Genomic DNA, 15164 nt, shown 5'->3' on the forward strand with positions numbered 1-15164 from the left:
CGGCGCGGAGCGGGAGGCGCGTGCGCGGTGCTCGCGTGACTCCGGGCGTCACACACGGCTGCGCACATCGCTCGGTGCTTTATGCTCTGATCCCACCCGTATGCGCATTCTGCGCACCTCTTCCACCGTGTGAAATGACCTCTTCCGTCGACTCCGTGCCCGCGCCTGCGCCGTTCTCGTTCGAGCTGTACCCTCCTCGCACGGCGGCGTCAGAGGCGGCTCTGCACGAGACGATCGCGCGCCTCGCCGAGGTCGGGCCGCGGTTCATCTCGGTGACGTACGGTGCCGGCGGATCCACCGGCGGACGCTCGCTCGAGGTGCTGCGTCACATTCGCGCCACGACCGATGTCGAGCCGCTGGCGCACCTCACGTGCGTGGGCAACACCTATGCGGGCGCCAACCGTCTCATCCGCGAGTTCCTCGACGCCGGCATCCGCAGCTTCCTCGCGCTGCGCGGAGACCCGCCCGCGGGCACCTCCGAGGACGACGTGTACCTGGGTGACCTGGAGAGCGCCGCCCAGCTCGTGCAGCTCATCGACCGCGTCCAGGCCGAGCGCGCCCCCTACCAGGAGTCCGGGATCCCCGGCATGCCCGGCGCCGCCCGCGTCGATCCGCGCCCGCGGGTCGACATCGCCGTCGCGGCCTTTCCGAACGGCCACCCGCGGTCGCGGCATCCGCGCGAGCACATCGACGCGCTGCTGGCGAAGCAGGCCGCCGGTGCGACCCTCGCCATCACCCAGCTGTTCTTCCACGCCGACGACTACGTCTGGTTCGTCGACCGTGCCCGTACGGCGGGAGTCACCATCCCGATCCTGCCGGGGATCATGCCGATCACCGGCCCGGCACGGCTGCGCCGTGTGCTGCAGCTGACCGGCGAGGAGATCCCCGCCGACCTTGCGATCGCGCTCGAGGTCGAGCCGACCGCCGAGGGCCAGCGGGAGATCGGCATCGCGCACGCCGCGCGTCTCGCCGAGGAGGTGCTGGCCGGTGGAGCGCCCGGTGTGCACCTCTACGCGTTCAACAACCACGACACCGTGCTCTCGGTCCTCCGTGAAGCAGGTATTCTCACCGCGGGCGCCTCCGGCCCCGCCTCCACCCCAGTGAAGGAGTCACGTCGATGACTGCACCCGCCCTGCCCGAGGGAACCATCCTCGGCTACCCCCGCATCGGCCGCCGCCGTGAGCTCAAGCGCGCCGTCGAGTCGCACTGGGCGGGCGCGCTCTCCGAGGCCGACCTCGAGGCCACGACGGCCGACCTCCGCCGCGCCACCCGTGAGCGTCTCGCCGAGCTCGGCCTCGGCCGCACGGACTCCTCGATCCCCGAGTCGTTCTCGTACTACGACCAGGTGCTCGACGTCACCGCGACCGTCGGCGCCCTGCCCGCCCGCTTCACGCGTCTGCGCGACAGCGACGGCAGTGTGCCGCTGTCGGCCTACTTCACGGCCGCCCGCGGCGAGGGCGATGACGCGCCGCTGGAGATGACCAAGTGGTTCGACACGAACTACCACTACCTGGTTCCCGAGATCGGTCCCGAGACCCGCTTCGCGCTCACGAGCGACCGCTTCGCCCGCCAGGTCGCCGAGGCCCGCGCCGACGGCTTCGTCACGCGCCCCGTCGTCGTCGGCCCCGTCACGTTCCTCGCGCTGGCGAAGGCGACGGATGCCGCGCCCGCCGGCTTCGCTCCGACGAGCCGCCTCGATGACCTCCTGCCCGTCTACGTCGAGCTGCTCGCGTCGCTGAAGGCGGCCGGAGCCGAGTGGGTACAGCTCGACGAGCCGGCCCTCGTCAGCGAGAGCGTCGACGTCGACCCCGCCGCTCTCGCGGCGCTCGCGGAGCGCGCCTATGCCGTGCTCGGCGGTGCCGGCGACCGCCCGTCGATCCTCGTGACCGCCGGCTACGCGCAGCTCTCGCCCGAGGCGTGGCAGGTTCTGGCCGCCGCCCCCGTCGAGGCGCTCGCGATCGACCTCGGCCGCGGTGCGCTTCCGGCGGCGGTCCCCGGGCTCGAGTCCAAGACCCTCGTGGGCGGCGTCATCGACGGCCGCAACATCTGGCGTGGCGACCTCGAGGCCGCCTGGCAGAAGCTCGAGGCGCTGAAGGGGCTGGGCGCGGCATCCGTCGTCGCCGGCACCACCACCTCGCTGCAGCACGTGCCGCACGACGTCGCCGACGAGCCCGCGCTCGATGAGCGTCTCGTCTCGTGGCTCGCGTTCGCCGACCAGAAGGTCGGCCAGATCGCGGTGCTCGCGCGTGGCCTGGCCGAGGGTCGTGACGCGATCGCCGACGACCTCGCCGCCGCGACGGCGGCGCTGGAGGACCGTCGGTCGGCACCGGGCGTGCGTGTCGACGCGGTGCGTGCCCGCACCGGCGCCCTGACCGACGCCGACTTCTCGCGCGGCGACTACGCGGAGCGTGCCGCGGCGCAGGATGCCGCGCTGCACCTTCCGGCGCTCCCGACGACGACGATCGGGTCGTTCCCGCAGACCGGTGACATCCGTCGTGCCCGCGCCCGCCACGCGAAGGGCGAGCTCACCACGGCCGAGTACGACGGGTTCCTCCGCGACGAGATCGCCGCGGTCATCACGCTGCAGGAGGATCTCGGTCTCGACGTCCTCGTGCACGGCGAGCCCGAGCGCAACGACATGGTGCAGTACTTCGCCGAGAACCTCGACGGCTTCGCGGTGACGCAGAACGGCTGGGTGCAGTCCTACGGCTCGCGTGCGACGCGTCCGTCGATCCTCTGGGGCGACGTGTCGCGTCCGGCGCCGATCACGGTGGCGTGGGCCGAGTACGCCCAGTCGCTCACCGCGAAGCCCGTCAAGGGCATGCTGACCGGCCCGGTGACGATCCTGGCGTGGTCGTTCGTGCGCGACGACCAGCCGCTAGGCGAGACCGCGAACCAGGTCGCCCTGGCGCTGCGCGACGAGATCGGCGACCTCGAGCAGGCCGGCATCGCGATCATCCAGGTCGACGAGCCGGCGCTGCGCGAGCTGCTTCCGCTGAAGAAGGCCGACCAGCCCGCCTACCTCGACTGGTCGGTGGGATCGTTCCGCCTGGCGACCGCGGGAGCCGAGACAGCCACCCAGGTGCACACGCACCTGTGCTACTCGGAGTTCGCCGTCGTGATCGACGCGATCGCCGCCCTCGACGCCGACGTCACCTCGATCGAGGCGGCGCGCAGCCGTGGCGACGTGATCGACGACATCTCTGCGTCGGGCTTCAGCCACGGCATCGGCCCGGGTGTCTACGACATCCACTCGCCCCGCATCCCGAGCGTCGAAGAGGTCACCGAGCTCCTCGAGCGCGCGGTCAAGGCGATCCCGACCCGCCAGATCTGGGTCAACCCGGACTGCGGTCTGAAGACCCGTGGCTACGCCGAGACGAAGGCCTCGTTGCGCAACCTCGTCGCCGCGACCGTCGCGGTGCGCGAAGAGGTGGGCGCCCCGCAGGGCTGAGCGCCTCGCGAACGACAGAGGGCGGCGACCGGATGCTTCCGGTCGCCGCCCTCTCGTCGTCTCGGTGTCGTCAGACCGCGCGCATGAGCGCGACGACCTTGCCGAGCACGACCGCCTCGTCGCCGAGGATCGGCTCGAACGCGGAGTTGCGCGGCAGCAGCCAGGTGTGGCCGTCCCGCTGGCGGAAGGCCTTGACGGTGGCCTCGCCGTCGAGCATCGCGGCGACGATGTCGCCGTTCTCGGCGGTGGACTGCGAGCGCACGACCACCCAGTCGCCGTCGCAGATGGCGGCGTCGATCATCGACTCGCCCTGCACCTTGAGCATGAACAGGTCGCCCTTGCCGACGAGCTGGCGGGGGAGGGGGAAGATCTCCTCGACCTGCTGCTCGGCCGTGATCGGGATGCCGGCGGCGATGCGCCCGACGAGGGGCACCATGGCGGCGTCGCCGACCGAGGGGGCCGTGTCGGCGGGGTTCTCGGCCGCGGTACCGGGGAGGTCGATGAGCACTTCCATCGCACGGGTCTTGCCCGCGTCGCGACGCAGGTAGCCGCTCAGCTCGAGCTGGTTCAGCTGGTGCGTGACGCTCGAGAGCGACTTGAGTCCCACGGCGTCGCCGATCTCGCGCATGCTCGGCGGGTATCCGTGGCGCGCGATGGAGCGCTGGATGACCTCGAGGATCGCCAGCTGCTTGTCGCTGAGGCTCTTGCGCCGACGCGTCTGCGGCTTCTCCCGACCGGGCATCGCACGCTCCTTCCCTGGGCCGCCTCGTCGTTCTCGTTCGAATGTCGGAGGTCGGTGATGTGCTTCAGATGTCGAAAACCTATCCGGCTCTCGGCGCCCTTCGCGGGAGCGGGCACGCGTGTCGCGTTCGAAAGTCCTCGAAGGCGAGAGCCGGTTGACACTCGACAATATCGAAGATAGATTCGGAAAAGAAGTTCGCAAGACCGGCCCCCGGCCGGGTCCGGTCTTGCGACACTTCACCACTCTGAGGAGGCAGACATGACGACGATCCCGCTCACGCTCGCACCGCGCACCCGACTGCGGATGACGCGTCGTGGCCGCCGCGTGCTCGTGTTCCTCGCCGCACTGCCTTTCCTCATCGGGGTCTCGGCGGGCATCGTGTCGGGCGGGGCGGCTCTCGCGTCACGCGACGCCGGTGCTCCGGCGGGCACCTACCAGACCGTCACGGTCGAGGCCGGTGACTCGCTGTGGTCGATCGCGGAGCGCGTCGCGCCGCAGGCAGATCCGCGCGACGTGGTCGACGCGTTCGTGCGGCTCAACGCACTCGGAAACGGCACGGTGGTGGCCGGCGAGCAGCTGTCGATCCCCGCCGAGTACGCTCCGGCTCGCTGATCTCGACCGTCGGGTCGGCGCGTATCTCGCCTCTACGATGGAACGGTGACCCGTCTCGAAGACCTTCCGATACGCGACGACCTGCGCGGGCTCGTCCCTTACGGCGCCCCGCAGGTCGCGCTCCCCGTCGCTCTGAACGTCAACGAGAACACGCATCCGGTTCCGGATGAGGTCGCCAGCGACATCCTCGATTCCATCGCCCGCGCGCTGCGCGACGTCAACCGCTATCCCGACCGCGAGTTCACCGCGCTGCGCGAGGGCTTTGCGGACTATCTCGGCAACGGGCTGCTCCCCGAGCAGATCTGGGCCGCGAACGGGTCGAACGAGGTGCTCCAGCACGTCCTGCAAGCCTTCGGCGGCCCGGGACGTCGGGCGTTCGGCTTCACGCCGACGTACTCGATGTACCCGCTTCTCACGCGCGCGACCGGCGCCGAGTGGGTCGCCGGCGAGCGGGCCAGCGACTACACGCTGTCTCCGCAATCCGCGGCCGACCAGGTGGCCGCCGCTGACCCCGACGTCGTCTTCCTGTGCGCTCCCAACAATCCGACCGGCACGCCGCTGCCGATCGATGTGATCACCGCCGTCTACGAGGCGAGCCGCGGCATCGTCATCGTCGACGAGGCCTACATCGAATTCGCCCCGCGCGACGCGGTCTCGGCGATCTCGCTCCTCGGGGGCCGGGAGCGCCTGGTCGTCTCCCGCACCATGAGCAAGGCGTTCGCCTTCGCCGGTGCGCGCGTGGGCTACCTCGCCGCCGACCCGGCGATCATCGACGCGCTGCGCCTCGTGCGCCTGCCGTACCACCTGAGTGCGCTCACACAGGCCGCCGCATCGGCGGCGCTGCGTCACGCGGACGTCATGCTCGGGATGGTCGACGAGATCGTCGCGCAGCGCGACCGCATCTCGGCGACAGTCGAGGCGCTGGGCTTCCGCGCCCACCCGTCGTGGACCAACTTCGTGCTGTTCGGCGACGTCGACGACCCGCGGGCGACCTGGCAGGCGCTGTACGACCGGGGCGTGCTGATCCGCGACGTCGGCATTCCGCACCACCTGCGGGTGACGGCGGGCACCGCGCAGGAGACGACGGCGTTCCTCGATGCCCTGGCCTCGCTAGAATCGGGCGCATGAGCGCCGCACCCGCAGCATCCCGTACGGCGTCGATCACCCGCAGCACCAGCGAGTCGTCGGTCGAGCTCACCCTCGACCTCGACGGCACCGGGCGCAGCAGCATCGACACGAGCGTCCCGTTCTTCGACCACCTGCTGACGGCGTTCGCGAAGCACTCGCTCACCGATCTCACCGTGCGCTCGAGCGGCGACACGCACATCGATGCGCACCACACGGTGGAGGACGTCGCAATCGTGCTCGGTCAGGCGATCCGCCAGGCGCTCGGCGACAAGGCCGGCATCTCGCGCTACGGCGACGCGCTCGTGCCGCTCGATGAGGCCCTCGCGCAGGCTGTGGTCGACATCAGCGGCCGTCCGTACCTCGTGCACACCGGCGAGCCGGAGGGGTACGAGCACCACCTGATCGGCGGCCACTTCACCGGTTCGCTCGTGCGCCACACGTTCGAGGCGATCGCGTTCAACGCGGGCCTCACCGTGCACGTGCGCGTGCTCTCGGGTCGCGACCCGCACCACATCGCGGAGGCCGAGTACAAGGCGTTCGCGCGAGCGTTCCGTCAGGCGAAGGCGCTCGACCCGCTCGTCGAGGGCATCCCCAGCACCAAGGGCGCTCTGTGACGCGCACGCCGCTCGTCGCGGTGCTCGACTACGGGTCGGGCAACGTGCACTCCGCGGTGAAGGCGCTCGCGGCTGCCGGCGCCGACGCGCGCCTCACCGCCGATCGCGCGCTCGTGCTCGAGGCCGACGGTCTGGTGGTGCCCGGGGTCGGCGCGTTCCGAGCCGTCATGGAGGCGCTCCGCGCCAGCGGGGGAGACGACCTCATCGACCGGCGCCTCGCCGGAGGACGTCCCGTGCTCGGAATCTGCGTCGGCATGCAGGTGCTGTTCGGCCGCGGGGTCGAACGCGGCGACGACACCCCGGGTCTGGGGGAGTGGCCGGGCGTGGTGACCGAATTGGATGCCCCGGTGCTCCCGCACATGGGATGGAACACCGTCGAGCCCGGCGAGGGGTCGACGCTGTTCGCCGGCGTCGAGGACGAGCGGTTCTACTTCGTGCACTCCTTCGCGGCGCAGCAGTGGTCGCTCGAGGTGCAGCCGCCCTTCCCCACGCCGTCGCTGACCTGGGCGACCCACGGGTCCCGGTTCCTGGCAGCCGTGGAGAACGGCGCGCTGTCGGCGACCCAGTTCCACCCGGAGAAGTCGGGGGCCGCCGGCATCCGACTGCTGTCCAATTGGATCGGCTCGCTCTCCGCGGGATAACCTCTCCCGGGCGCGCGTCGGCGCGCCGAGGCATCCGCCTGTTCGCTTCACCCGAGGACCCATGAACGACTTCGCTTCCACGCCCGAACTGATCCTCCTTCCCGCGGTCGATGTGGCCGACGGCAAGGCCGTGCGCCTCACCCAGGGGGAGGCCGGCAGCGAGACGAGCTACGGCGACCCCGTCGAGGCCGCCCTCGAGTGGGCCCGCCAGGGTGCGCAGTGGATCCACCTCGTCGACCTCGACGCGGCGTTCGGTCGGGGCAGCAACGCGGCCCTGCTTCGCAAGGTCATCACGCACGTGAAGGGTGTGAACGTCGAGGTCTCCGGCGGCATCCGCGACGACGCCTCGCTCGAGGCGGCTCTCGAGTCGGGCGCGGCGCGCATCAACCTCGGCACCGCGGCCCTGGAGAACCCGGAGTGGGCGGCGGATGTCATCGGCCGCTACGGTGACGCGGTCGCCGTCGGCCTCGACGTGCGCGGAACGACCCTCGCCGCCCGCGGCTGGACGCGCGACGGCGGCGACCTGTGGGCCGTGCTCGACCGGCTGGAGGAGGCCGGCTGCACGCGGTACGTCGTCACCGACGTCACCAAGGACGGCACGCTGCGCGGCCCGAACCTCGACCTGCTGCGCACCGTCGCCGACCGCACGCCGAAGCCGGTCATCGCGTCCGGCGGCATCTCGAGTCTCGACGACATCGCGGCGCTGCGCGAGCTCGTGCCGCACGGTGTCGAGGGCGCGATCGTCGGCAAGGCGCTCTATTCGGGGGCGTTCACCCTGCGCGAGGCGCTGGATGTCGCCGGAGCCTGAGTCGCGGCATCCCGGTCACGGCGGGGCCTGCGGCCACGACCACGGCTCGGCGCACGATCCTCACCTGACCGATTCGGCGGGCACTCCGTGGGCGGGTCGCAGCTTCGAGCCGAACCCGCACGCGGGCGACGACGGCTCGGCCGACCCCGCTCTGCGGGCGGCGCTGGAGGCCTTCCATGCCGGCGAGGGCGATCAGGTCGCCGTCGCGACCGCGTACCGCACGGCGCGCCTGCTGATCCCGCTCATCGCCGAGAAGGGAGACGAGGGTGTGGGCCCGACCGGCCTCGTCGTCGACAAGACGCAGGAGCTGTCGATCGTCACGGTGGCTGCGCCCGACGGGCGACGCGTGCTGCCGGTGTTCACATCGGTGGCGACCATGCGCGCCTGGGATGCCGCGGCTCGCCCGGTGCCCGCCGACGGCGTGCGCACGGCGCTCGCGGCCGCGAACGACGACACCGACCTGATCGTGATCGACCCGGGCTCGAACACAGAGTTCGTGCTGCGGCGCCCCGCCGTGTGGGCGATCGCCAAGGGTGAGGAATGGGAGCCGTCCTTCGCCTCGCCGGCGGTGTTCCTGGGCCTTCAGCGCAGCATCGCGCACGAGCTCGCGGTGCTCGATCTGCAGGTGGCTCCCGGGGATCCGCGCGCGCGGGGTCTGGGCTCCGAACTCGTCGTGCACCTGAATCTCGCGGCGGGCCTCGATCAGCAGGAGCTCGACGCCGTGCTCGCGCGACTCGCCCGCCGGTGGGCCGCCGATGATGCGGTGGCGGCCCTGGTCGACTCGCTGTCGGTCAAGCTGCACCGCGCGCGCTGAGCTGCGTCGCGCCGCCGCTCTGCCATCGCGACCGGACGAGTGCGCGCCGGGTCGGGGTCAGGTGACCGGGCCGGTCCACTTCTCGCCGGGTCCCTTGCCGATCGGGTCGGGAACGACGGATGCCTCGCGAAAGGCGAGCTGCAGGGAGCGCAGGCCGTCGCGGAGTGACCGGGCGTGCATGTCGCTGACCTCGGGGGCGGCGGCGGTGATGAGGCCGGCCAGGGCGTTGATGAGCTTGCGGGCCTCGTCGAGGTCGGTCTGCGACTCCGGGTCGTCGGCGAGGCCGACCTTGACGGCGGCCGCGCTCATGAGGTGCACGGCGGTCGTGGTGATGATCTCGACCGCGGCCACGTCGGCGATGTCGCGCACGGCGCTCGACGCGGCGCGCTCCTGCTCCTCCCAGCGAGCGTGGCGCTCGTCGTCGGTGAAGGCGTTGTCGTCGGGGCTCGTGTGCACGTCGTTCTCTCTGCTAGACTGTGCGGGCATCCGAGCGTCTGCTTCGGATCGAAAGTGGATCACATCCCACCCGCGCTTGCCGCTCAAGGCTACCGGGTCGAACGCACAGCTCCGGTTCTCCGGTGGCGGCCTTGTGGCGCGTGCTGGCGCGAACGTCGTGACGTCGCGTGGGTGGAGTGTGCGAATCTTCCGCCCGCTTCGCACCCGCGTCGCGGTGGCACCCGCTACGTAAGAGGAGTTCCGCATCAGCGATCCCCGCACCAATGAGCGCATCCGCGTCCCCGAGGTCCGCCTCGTGGGTCCGAACGGCGAGCAGGTAGGCGTCGTCCGTATCGAGGTTGCGCAGCGTCTGGCCCAGGAGGCAGACCTCGACCTGGTCGAGGTGGCCCCCAACTCGAAGCCGCCCGTCGTCAAGATCATGGACTACGGCAAGTTCAAGTACGAGGCCGCGCAGAAGGCCAAGGAGGCCCGGCGCAATCAGGCGAACACGGTCTTGAAGGAGGTGCGGTTCCGCCTCAAGATCGAGGCTCACGACTACACCACCAAGCTCAAGCGCGCCGAGGGATTCCTCAAGTCGGGTGACAAGGTCAAGGCGATGATCCTGTTCCGCGGTCGCGAGCAGTCGCGTCCCGAACTGGGTGTGCGCCTGCTTCGCAAGTTCGCCGAGGATGTCTCCGAGTTCGGCACCGTCGAATCGAACCCCACGATCGACGGTCGCAACATGGTCATGGTGATCGCGCCTCACAAGAACAAGTCCGAGGCGAAGGCGGAGCAGAACGCCCAGCGTGCCGCGAACAAGGAGGCCGCCCGTTCGGCCGCCCGCGGCGACACCCCCACTGACGAGCAGCCCGCTCCGGTTCCGGCCGAGTAGGGCGCCACGATTCCCGTCCGCGGGACACAACACAGAAGGAAACCGACATGCCGAAGCAGAAGACCCACTCGGGTGCCAAGAAGCGCTTCAAGATCACCGGCACCGGCAAGCTCATGAAGCAGCAGGCCAACCTGCGCCACAACTTCGAGGGCAAGCCCACCAAGCGCACCCGCCGTCTGTCGCAGGAGCAGGTGCTCGCCCCGGGCGACGCCAAGGTCGCGAAGAAGCTCCTCGGCCGCTGAGCGCGCCGACCCACGTGAGGAAGACAAGAAATGGCTAGAGTCAAGCGGGCCGTCAACGCCCAGAAGAAGCGTCGTACCATCCTCGATCGCGCCTCGGGTTACCGTGGCCAGCGGTCGCGCCTCTACCGCAAGGCGAAGGAGCAGGTCACCCACTCGCTCGTCTACGCGTACCGCGACCGTCGCAAGCGCAAGGGCGACTTCCGCCGTCTGTGGATCCAGCGCATCAACGCCGCTGCCCGTCAGAACGGCATCACCTACAACCGCTTCATCCAGGGCCTCGGCCTCGCGGGTGTGCAGGTCGACCGCCGCATCCTGGCCGACCTCGCGGTGAACGAGCCCGCGACGTTCGCGTCGCTGGTCGCGACGGCGAGGGCCGCCCTTCCGGCCGACGTGAACGCGCCCAAGGTCTCGGCTTAAGCGTCACACGCTGCACGGGGCGTCCTCCTTCGGGAGGGCGCCCCGTTCGTCGTTCCCGGGCGAGCCACCCCACCGCTCTAGACTGGCCGCGTGCTCGAGAATCCCCGATCGCCGCGCGCCCGAGCGGTCGCGAAGCTCGCCAAACGGGCGGCGCGCGACGAGACCGGCCTGTACCTCCTCGAGGGTCCGCAGGCCGTGCGCGAGGCGCTCGCCTTCCGTGCCGACGGCCTGGTCGAGCTCTATGCGACGCCCGCCGCCTGGGATCGCCACGCCGACCTCCGCGAGGCGGCATCGCGCGCGGGGCTCCGCGTCGAGCTCGCGTCCGACGCGGTGATCGAGGCGATGGCTGACACCGTCACTCCTCAGGGCATCATCGCTGTCGCCCGCCAGGACGAGGCATCCATCGACGACGTTCTCGCCCGTGCACCGCGACTGCTCGCGATCTGTGAAGAGATCCGCGATCCGGGCAATCTCGGCACGATCATCCGCGCGGCCGACGCCGTCGGCGCCGATGCGGTGGTTCTGACCGGGCGCACGGTGGATCCCTACAACCCGAAGGTCGTGCGGTCGACGACCGGGTCTCTGTTCCACGTGCCGGTGGCGCGCGTCGAGTCACTGGAAGACGTGATCGATGCGGCACGTGCGGCGGGACTGCGCGTCGTCGCCGCCGACGTCAAGGGCGACGATCTGCTCGACGCGCGGCGAGCCGGGGAACTCGACGGCCCGACCGCCTGGGTGTTCGGAAACGAGGCGCACGGGCTGCCCGATGAGGCTCTCGAGTGGGTGGATGCCGCGCTGCGCCTGCCGATCTACGGGCAGGCCGAGTCGTTGAACCTCGCGACCGCGGCGAGCGTCTGCCTCTACGAATCGGCGTTCGCCCAGCGCGGCTGACCGGCCGGATGCCGCGTCACGGAACCCGGCCGAGGCAGGTTCCGCGGAGGTTACATCCCCCTGGGAGAATCCGCCACGGGTCGCGATCGTCCACATCCCGTTCATAGGGTGGACATCATGTCTTCCCAGGATTCCCCCGGCCCGGCGACATCGAACATCAGCGTGCGACGCGGCGATCCGCTGGTCGTCGTCGAGCGCGTGCAGAAGCACTACGGCGATTTCCACGCCCTCAAGGACATCGACCTGACGGTCAACCGAGGCGAGGTGGTCGTGGTGATCGGCCCCTCCGGATCGGGGAAGTCGACGCTTTGCCGCACGATCAACCGGCTCGAGACCATCACCTCGGGAACGATCGCGATCGACGGCGTGGCGCTTCCGAGCGAGGGGAGGGCGCTGGCGGCGCTCCGTGCCGACGTCGGCATGGTGTTCCAGTCGTTCAACCTGTTCTCCCATCTCACGATCCTCGAGAACGTCACCCTCGGACCGATCAAGGTCAAGAAGCAGAAGAAGGCGGAGGCGGAGGCATCCGCTCGTCGACTTCTCGACCGCGTCGGCGTCGGGGCGCAGGCCGACAAGCTGCCGGCGCAGCTCTCCGGCGGACAGCAGCAGCGTGTCGCCATCGCCCGGGCGCTCGCGATGACCCCGAAGGTGATGCTCTTCGACGAGCCCACGAGCGCCCTCGACCCCGAGATGATCACCGAGGTGCTCGACGTGATGACCTCGCTCGCGCACGAAGGGATGACCATGATCGTCGTCACCCACGAGATGGGCTTCGCGCGCAAGGCCGCCGACCGGGTCGTGTTCATGGCCGACGGCCAGATCGTCGAGCAGGCGACTCCGGACGCGTTCTTCACGAACCCCGCCAGCGACCGAGCGAAGGACTTCCTCTCCAAGCTCATCACCCACTGACGCCCCCAGACCCGCGCGCCCGTCCCCGGCGCCGGACGAAGAAGAAGAGATACGAAACAGGAGAGATTCACATGCGCATCAGACGAATGATGGGAGCGGCTGCGGGACTCGCGGTCGCGGCGCTCGCGCTCACCGCGTGCAACAGCGGCACCCCGGGTGCCTCGGGAAGCGCGGATGCCTCGGCCGCGCCGCTGTTCGAGGTCGCGAGCAATGTCGAGATCGCCGGCAGCCCGACCTTCGAGAAGATCAAGGCCGCCGGCGTCGTCAAGATCGGAGTCAAGGAGGACCAGCCGGGTCTCGGCTACCTCGACCCGACCACGGGTGAGAGGTCGGGCTTCGACATCGACATCGCCCGGTGGATCGCGGCGTCGCTCGGCTACGACGAGAGCAAGATCGAGTACACCGCGATCGCCTCCGCGAACCGTGAGCAGGCCATCGAGAACGGGCAGATCGACTACTACGTCGGCACGTACTCGATCACCGACAAGCGCAAGACGCAGATCGGCTTCGCGGGCCCGTACTTCGTGACCGGGCAGGGGCTGCTCGTGCGCAAGTCCGACGACTCGATCACGGGCGTCGACTCGCTTGCGGGGAAGACGGTGTGCTCGGCGACGGGGTCCACGTCGATCCAGCGCATCAAGGACGAGCACCCCGAGGCGAAGACCGTCGAGTTCAGCGGCTACTCCGAGTGCGTGCAGAACCTCATCAGCGGCCAGGCCGATGCGGTCACGACCGATGAGGCGATCCTCATCGGCTATGCCGCGGCCGACCCCGACAACCTGAAGGTCGTCGGGGAGCCGTTCTCGACCGAGCGCTACGGTGTCGGGCTCGCGAAGGACGACACCGCGTTCGCAGCATTCATCAACACGATGTTCACCGACGGAGGGCCGACCTGGACCGCGATCTTCGAGAAGAACCTCGGCGCGTCCGGCGTGCAGGCCACCCAGCCTGCCGTCGATCCCGTCTCGTGATCATCGCCGGGGTGGCCGCGCAGCGGCCGCCCCGGCTCCCTCCGAAAGGACGACGACGGTGAACATCCTCACCGACTACCCCGATCTGTGGGGTGAGGCACTGCGCGGCACTCTGGTGCTGTTCTTCGGCGGCGGCGCGATCGCGCTCCTCCTCGGGCTCATCGTCGGTGCCATGCGCGTCTCCCCGGTGCCGATCGCGCGCGCGGTCGGCGCGGTGTACGTCAACTGGATCCGCAACACCCCGCTCACACTCGTGATGTTCTTCTTCGCGTTCTGTGTCCCGCTCCTCGTGCCCGGCCGCGCCGACTTCGTGCTGCTCGCGACGACCGCCCTCGGGATCTATACGGCCACCTACGTCGCCGAGACCGTGCGCTCGGGCATCAACACCGTGCCGGTCGGGCAAGCCGAGGCCGCGCGCGCCCTCGGGATGGGTTTCGGGCAGGTGATGGGCTACGTCGTGCTGCCGCAGGCGACCCGATCGGTCATCCCGCCGATGATGAGCGTGCTCATCGCCCTGCTGAAGAACACGACCGTGGCGAGCGGCTTCTCGGTCGTCAACCTCGGCAACATCCGCGCGAACATGAGCGAACTGGGGGAGAACCAGCTCGTCACGATCCTCTGGGTAATGGTCGTGTTCGTGGTGCTCGTGCTGCTGCTGGCGTGGCTGCAGCGCGTGCTCGAACGTCGCTGGAAGGTGGCCCGATGAGTTCCGTCCTCTACGACGTGCCCGGCCCTCGGGCGCGACTGCGCAACCGGATCCTCGGCGTCGTCACCGTGCTCGTCGCCGCCGCGGGCGTCGCCTGGACGATCTGGCGTCTCGCCGAGACCGGTCAGTTCTCCGCCCGGAAGTGGGAGCTGTTCACCTACAGCCGGGTGTGGGAGCAGTTCGGACAGGCCACCATCGCGACGCTGTCGGCGTTCGCCGCGGCCGCGCTCGGCTCGGTCGTGCTCGGCTTCGTGCTCGCGATCGGGCGTCTCTCCGACCACGCGTGGGTGCGCATCCCGGTCACCGCGGTCGTCGAGGTGCTGCGCGCCATCCCGGTGCTCGTCTTCATGCTGCTGCTCTACTACGGGCTCCCCGTGCTCGGGCTGCGGCTGCCGAGCTACGGAGCGGTGGTGATCGCGTTGATCGCCTACAACGGCTCCGTGCTCTCCGAGGTGATCCGCGCGGGTGTCGAGGCGCTGCCGCGCGGTCAGAAGGAGGCGGGATACGCCATCGGGCTGCGCAAGGCTGGGGTGCTTCGCCTGATCCTGCTGCCCCAGGCGCTGCGCGCGATGCTGCCGGTGATCATCGCGCAGCTGGTCGTCACGCTCAAGGACACCGCGCTCGGCTTCATCATCACCTACCCCGAGCTGCTCTACTACGCGCGTCTGCTGGGCTCGAATCCGCAGTTCGGCTCGCCGCTGATCCCCTCGGCGCTGATCGCCGGGGCGATCTACGTCGCCCTGTGCCTGGCGCTCTCCTACGTCGCGTACGTCGTCGAGCGCCGCACCCGCCGGTCGCCGCGAGCGACGGGCACGGATGCCGCGGCCCCCGCGACGACCACGGAGCCCCTCGCCGCCCCGCCCGCGCCCTGAGACAGCCGGGGCGCTCGGT

18 protein-coding genes are annotated in these 15164 nt (G+C 70.2%); 16 read left to right on the top strand and 2 right to left on the bottom strand.

The features are described from left to right. Nucleotides 1-134 precede the first annotated feature (134 nt). Both RR49_RS08290 and metE read left to right on the top strand, forming a co-directional pair. Entirely contained in the window at nucleotides 135-1121 is a 987-nt protein-coding gene (locus RR49_RS08290; RefSeq protein ID WP_045247614.1) for a methylenetetrahydrofolate reductase, read from the top strand. Continuing rightward, a complete protein-coding gene (metE, locus tag RR49_RS08295) occupies nucleotides 1118-3451 on the top strand; it encodes a 5-methyltetrahydropteroyltriglutamate--homocysteine S-methyltransferase (protein WP_045247615.1) in 2334 nt (777 codons plus the stop codon). The genes RR49_RS08290 and metE overlap by 4 nt, the downstream gene beginning before the upstream one ends. A 70-nt stretch (nucleotides 3452-3521) precedes the next feature. Here metE and lexA read toward each other — a convergent pair whose 3' ends face one another. Then, nucleotides 3522-4193: a transcriptional repressor LexA gene (gene lexA / locus RR49_RS08300; protein WP_045247616.1), complete on the bottom strand. Its 672-nt coding sequence runs from the start codon at nucleotides 4191-4193 to the stop codon at nucleotides 3522-3524. A 258-nt stretch (nucleotides 4194-4451) separates the two neighbouring features. On the opposite strand from lexA, the gene RR49_RS08305 reads away from it, so the two are divergent. The 6 genes from RR49_RS08305 (at nucleotide 4452) to RR49_RS08330 (ending at nucleotide 8810) form a co-directional block, all read left to right on the top strand. Beyond that, on the top strand, nucleotides 4452-4805 hold the full coding sequence (locus RR49_RS08305) for a LysM peptidoglycan-binding domain-containing protein (RefSeq protein ID WP_045247617.1): 354 nt from the start codon (nucleotides 4452-4454) through the stop codon (nucleotides 4803-4805). Nucleotides 4806-4850: 45 nt separating this feature from the next. Further along, nucleotides 4851-5933, top strand: coding sequence for a histidinol-phosphate transaminase (locus tag RR49_RS08310; RefSeq protein WP_045247618.1), 1083 nt, complete (start codon nucleotides 4851-4853; stop codon nucleotides 5931-5933). Then, entirely contained in the window at nucleotides 5930-6547 is a 618-nt protein-coding gene (gene hisB, locus RR49_RS08315) for an imidazoleglycerol-phosphate dehydratase HisB (RefSeq protein WP_045247619.1), read from the top strand. Before RR49_RS08310 ends, hisB begins: the two co-directional genes overlap by 4 nt. Continuing rightward, entirely contained in the window at nucleotides 6544-7188 is a 645-nt protein-coding gene (gene hisH, locus RR49_RS08320; protein WP_045247620.1) for an imidazole glycerol phosphate synthase subunit HisH, read from the top strand. Before hisB ends, hisH begins: the two co-directional genes overlap by 4 nt. 61 nt (nucleotides 7189-7249) lie before the next feature. Next, complete coding sequence (gene priA, locus RR49_RS08325; RefSeq protein ID WP_045247621.1) at nucleotides 7250-7996, top strand: bifunctional 1-(5-phosphoribosyl)-5-((5-phosphoribosylamino)methylideneamino)imidazole-4-carboxamide isomerase/phosphoribosylanthranilate isomerase PriA; 747 nt, start codon at nucleotides 7250-7252, stop codon at nucleotides 7994-7996. Continuing rightward, entirely contained in the window at nucleotides 7980-8810 is an 831-nt protein-coding gene (locus RR49_RS08330; protein ID WP_045247622.1) for an SseB family protein, read from the top strand. Before priA ends, RR49_RS08330 begins: the two co-directional genes overlap by 17 nt. Nucleotides 8811-8867: 57 nt before the next feature. On the opposite strand, the gene RR49_RS08335 is transcribed toward RR49_RS08330, so the two are convergent. Then, on the bottom strand, nucleotides 8868-9296 hold the full coding sequence (locus RR49_RS08335) for a DUF1844 domain-containing protein (RefSeq protein ID WP_045247623.1): 429 nt from the start codon (nucleotides 9294-9296) through the stop codon (nucleotides 8868-8870). Nucleotides 9297-9510: 214 nt separating this feature from the next. On the opposite strand from RR49_RS08335, the gene infC reads away from it, so the two are divergent. From infC to RR49_RS08375, 8 genes are all read left to right on the top strand, one after another. Beyond that, nucleotides 9511-10137, top strand: coding sequence for a translation initiation factor IF-3 (gene infC / locus RR49_RS08340; protein WP_082483203.1), 627 nt, complete (start codon nucleotides 9511-9513; stop codon nucleotides 10135-10137). A 47-nt stretch (nucleotides 10138-10184) separates the two neighbouring features. Beyond that, nucleotides 10185-10379 (top strand): 50S ribosomal protein L35, encoded by a 195-nt coding sequence (gene rpmI / locus RR49_RS08345; protein ID WP_045247624.1) that lies wholly within the window; start codon nucleotides 10185-10187, stop codon nucleotides 10377-10379. Nucleotides 10380-10409: 30 nt separating this feature from the next. Then, nucleotides 10410-10796 (top strand): 50S ribosomal protein L20, encoded by a 387-nt coding sequence (gene rplT / locus RR49_RS08350; protein ID WP_045247625.1) that lies wholly within the window; start codon nucleotides 10410-10412, stop codon nucleotides 10794-10796. Nucleotides 10797-10886: 90 nt separating this feature from the next. Beyond that, the gene (locus tag RR49_RS08355; protein ID WP_045247626.1) at nucleotides 10887-11687 is read left to right on the top strand and encodes a TrmH family RNA methyltransferase; all 801 of its coding nucleotides are present in this window, start codon (nucleotides 10887-10889) and stop codon (nucleotides 11685-11687) included. 117 nt (nucleotides 11688-11804) lie between these two features. After that, complete coding sequence (locus tag RR49_RS08360; RefSeq protein WP_045247627.1) at nucleotides 11805-12596, top strand: amino acid ABC transporter ATP-binding protein; 792 nt, start codon at nucleotides 11805-11807, stop codon at nucleotides 12594-12596. 71 nt (nucleotides 12597-12667) lie between these two features. Further along, nucleotides 12668-13567, top strand: coding sequence for a glutamate ABC transporter substrate-binding protein (locus tag RR49_RS08365; RefSeq protein ID WP_045247628.1), 900 nt, complete (start codon nucleotides 12668-12670; stop codon nucleotides 13565-13567). Nucleotides 13568-13625: 58 nt separating this feature from the next. Then, nucleotides 13626-14273 carry an amino acid ABC transporter permease gene (locus RR49_RS08370; RefSeq protein ID WP_045247629.1) on the top strand — a complete coding sequence of 216 codons (648 nt, stop codon included), beginning with the start codon at nucleotides 13626-13628 and terminating at the stop codon, nucleotides 14271-14273. Beyond that, nucleotides 14270-15145, top strand: a complete 876-nt coding sequence (locus tag RR49_RS08375) for an amino acid ABC transporter permease (protein ID WP_045247630.1) — start codon at nucleotides 14270-14272, stop codon at nucleotides 15143-15145. Before RR49_RS08370 ends, RR49_RS08375 begins: the two co-directional genes overlap by 4 nt. Nucleotides 15146-15164: the final 19 nt, after the last annotated feature.

The sequence above is a fragment of the Microbacterium ginsengisoli genome, assembly GCF_000956535.1.
Taxonomy (GTDB): Bacteria; Actinomycetota; Actinomycetes; order Actinomycetales; family Microbacteriaceae; genus Microbacterium; species Microbacterium ginsengisoli.

What these genes read in the sequence shown, in the direction of transcription:
- rpmI (WP_045247624.1), top strand. Translation starts at nt 10,185, where the DNA reads ATGCCGAAGCAGAAGACCCACTCGGGTGCCAAGAAGCGCTTCAAGATC.
- RR49_RS08360 (WP_045247627.1), top strand. Translation starts at nt 11,805, where the DNA reads ATGTCTTCCCAGGATTCCCCCGGCCCGGCGACATCGAACATCAGCGTG.
- RR49_RS08290 (WP_045247614.1), top strand. Translation starts at nt 135, where the DNA reads ATGACCTCTTCCGTCGACTCCGTGCCCGCGCCTGCGCCGTTCTCGTTC.
- RR49_RS08330 (WP_045247622.1), top strand. Translation starts at nt 7,980, where the DNA reads ATGTCGCCGGAGCCTGAGTCGCGGCATCCCGGTCACGGCGGGGCCTGC.
- metE (WP_045247615.1), top strand. Translation starts at nt 1,118, where the DNA reads ATGACTGCACCCGCCCTGCCCGAGGGAACCATCCTCGGCTACCCCCGC.
- priA (WP_045247621.1), top strand. Translation starts at nt 7,250, where the DNA reads ATGAACGACTTCGCTTCCACGCCCGAACTGATCCTCCTTCCCGCGGTC.
- rplT (WP_045247625.1), top strand. Translation starts at nt 10,410, where the DNA reads ATGGCTAGAGTCAAGCGGGCCGTCAACGCCCAGAAGAAGCGTCGTACC.
- RR49_RS08375 (WP_045247630.1), top strand. Translation starts at nt 14,270, where the DNA reads ATGAGTTCCGTCCTCTACGACGTGCCCGGCCCTCGGGCGCGACTGCGC.
- lexA (WP_045247616.1), bottom strand. Translation starts at nt 4,193, where the DNA reads ATGCCCGGTCGGGAGAAGCCGCAGACGCGTCGGCGCAAGAGCCTCAGC.
- RR49_RS08305 (WP_045247617.1), top strand. Translation starts at nt 4,452, where the DNA reads ATGACGACGATCCCGCTCACGCTCGCACCGCGCACCCGACTGCGGATG.
- hisB (WP_045247619.1), top strand. Translation starts at nt 5,930, where the DNA reads ATGAGCGCCGCACCCGCAGCATCCCGTACGGCGTCGATCACCCGCAGC.
- RR49_RS08335 (WP_045247623.1), bottom strand. Translation starts at nt 9,296, where the DNA reads ATGCCCGCACAGTCTAGCAGAGAGAACGACGTGCACACGAGCCCCGAC.
- RR49_RS08365 (WP_045247628.1), top strand. Translation starts at nt 12,668, where the DNA reads ATGCGCATCAGACGAATGATGGGAGCGGCTGCGGGACTCGCGGTCGCG.